3 protein-coding genes are annotated in these 2,293 nt (G+C 62.2%); 2 read left to right on the plus strand and 1 reads right to left on the minus strand.

Going from position 1 to position 2,293, the window contains the following annotated elements:
* Positions 1 to 176: 176 nt before the first annotated feature.
* On the minus strand, positions 177 to 1,703 hold the full coding sequence (locus tag QWB57_RS03770; RefSeq protein WP_288968390.1) for an acetyl-CoA hydrolase/transferase family protein: 1,527 nt from the start codon (positions 1,701 to 1,703) through the stop codon (positions 177 to 179).
* 176 nt (positions 1,704 to 1,879) lie between these two features.
* On the opposite strand from QWB57_RS03770, the gene QWB57_RS03775 reads away from it, so the two are divergent.
* Together QWB57_RS03775 and QWB57_RS03780 are read left to right on the plus strand one after the other, a co-directional pair.
* Positions 1,880 to 2,095, plus strand: a complete 216-nt coding sequence (locus QWB57_RS03775) for a hypothetical protein (RefSeq protein WP_288968392.1) — start codon at positions 1,880 to 1,882, stop codon at positions 2,093 to 2,095.
* 52 nt (positions 2,096 to 2,147) lie between these two features.
* Positions 2,148 to 2,293, plus strand: a 146-nt coding sequence (locus tag QWB57_RS03780; protein WP_288968393.1) for a GTP cyclohydrolase I, incomplete at its 3' end; no start/stop codon positions are given.

Consider the following 2,293-nt stretch of genomic DNA (forward strand, 5'->3'; position numbering starts at 1 on the left):
CCGCTTGGTCGAACGCCTTGCACTGCTGCTGCAAGGCGCAACCCTGCTGCGTGCAAACAATCCGCTGGCAACCCACTGGTGCGCCAGCCGTTTGGCAGCTACGCATGCGGCCAGCTTTGGCACGCTGGCATCCAAGGCCAGCGTGGATGCCGCGCTGGCGCGGGGCGGTGCCTGAGTCACCGATTTGCGCTGGGCTGCATCGTCCCGGTCTGCAACCAGCGTTGGTGCCAGGACAGCGCTTCCGGCAGCAGGTGCGGGGTGTGTTTGGCGTAGCTGTCGCGGCAAGCGCGGTCAAAATAATCTTGCAGTCCATCGCGGTAATCCGGGTGTGCGCAATGGCTGATCACGGCACGCGCACGTTGCTTCGGTGACAGCCCGCGCAGGTCGGCCAAGCCTTGTTCGGTGACGATTACCGCCACGTCGTGCTCGGTGTGGTCCACGTGGCTGACCATCGGCACGATCGACGAAATGCTGCCGTGTTTGGCGGTGGACGTGCTGAGGAATACCGACAAGAAGCCATTGCGGGCGAAATCACCGGAGCCGCCGATGCCGTTCATGATCGAGCTGCCCATCACATGGGTGGAATTGATGTTGCCGTACAGGTCGGCTTCGAGCATCCCGTTCATGCCGATGCAGCCGAGGCGCCGCACCATTTCCGGATGGTTGGAAATTTCCTGCGAGCGCAAGATTATGCGTGAACGATAAAACGCCAGATTGCGGCGGAACTCTTCGTTCGCCTCGGGGCTGAATGCAAATCCGGTACACGAGGCATAGCGCAGCACGCCGGATTTGAGCAGCTCCAGCATGCCGTCCTGGATCACTTCGGTGTATGCCTCCAGGCCGTGGAAGCCGCTGCTGGCCAAGCCTGCCAGCACCGCATTGGGGATATTGCCCACACCCGATTGCAAGGGCAGCAAATTGGCTGGCAAGCGGCCGCGTGCCACTTCGTGTTTGAGAAAATCAATCAAGTGTCCGGCGATGCGCGCACTGTCGGCATCCACCGGGTTGAACGGGCTGTTGCGGTCGGGGGCATCGGTGAATACCACCGCCGCAATCTTGTCGGGCTCGCAGCGCAAGGTGGTCTGGCCGATGCGGTCATCGCCATGCACCATCGGGATCGGCAGGCGATGCGGGGGCAGTGCGGTACCGTAGTAAATATCGTGCATGCCCAGCATTTCGACGGGCTGCCATTGGTTCACTTCGATGATGACTTTCTTGGCCAAGTCCAGCCATGTCTTGTTGTTGCCCACCGAGGTGGTGGGCACCAGCGCGCCGTCTTCAAGGATTGCAGAGACCTCGATCACGGCGGTATCGATCTCGTTGTAGAAGCCAAACCACACATGCTGCGCCACATGCGACAAATGGATGTCCAGATAATCCAGCTTGCCGGCATTGATCTGTTTGCGTGCGTTGGGGTCGCTCTGGAATGGCATGCGCATCGCCAAGCCATCCACCTGCGCCAGCGCGCCGTCCAATTCCGGCGCGGTGGACGCGCCAGTGAGCAACTGGATGCGAAAGGCCTCGCCGCGTGCATGCGCCTGCGCGATGTGCGCGGCCAGCGCCTGCGGCACGGCTTTGGGATAGCCGGAGCCGGTAAAGCCGCTCATCGCCACGGTTTCCCCCGGCTGGATCAAGGCGGCCGCGTGTGCGGCATCCACCACGCGCTGACGCAGCGTGGCATGGTGAATGCGGGAGTCGGGCATGGTGCTGCATCCAGCAAGAAAACCAGCGCCATTATCGTGCGGCTAGCCGGGTATGCGGGCCTGCCATTTCATCGCATCTATCCCGATTTCATCGCAAAACACTTGCCGTGCCGGATGCGCGCTTGCATCTTGCAAATCGCTGCATGTGCAGCGTTCCATAAAGACCAAGGACCACGATGAAGTTGCTGACCATCCTGCTGCTGTGGTGCCTGCTATGGGTGCTGTGCTGGCCGCTGGCGTTGCTTGCACTGGTGCTGTGGCCCTTCGTTTGGTTGCTGGCATTGCCGTTTCGGCTGGTGGGCATCACGTTTTCGGCGCTGTTCGCATTTCTGCGTGCGCTGCTGATGCTGCCGGCGCGTCTGCTGGGCGGGGGAAGACCGTTGACTGCCTGATCGGCATGCCGGCGCGCTACCATGCACGCCCCGCCGCGCCATTTGCACAGCCATGACCGACGACATCCGCAACAACATCAGCCGCCAACAGGCCGAAGCCGCGGTGCGCACGCTGCTGCAATGGGCCGGCGATGATCCCACCCGCGAGGGGCTGCTGGACACGCCACGACGGGTGGCCCGGGCCTACGAAGAATGGTT

It is taken from the genome of uncultured Thermomonas sp. (assembly GCF_937872235.1).
Lineage (GTDB): Bacteria > Pseudomonadota > Gammaproteobacteria > Xanthomonadales > Xanthomonadaceae > Thermomonas > Thermomonas beijingensis.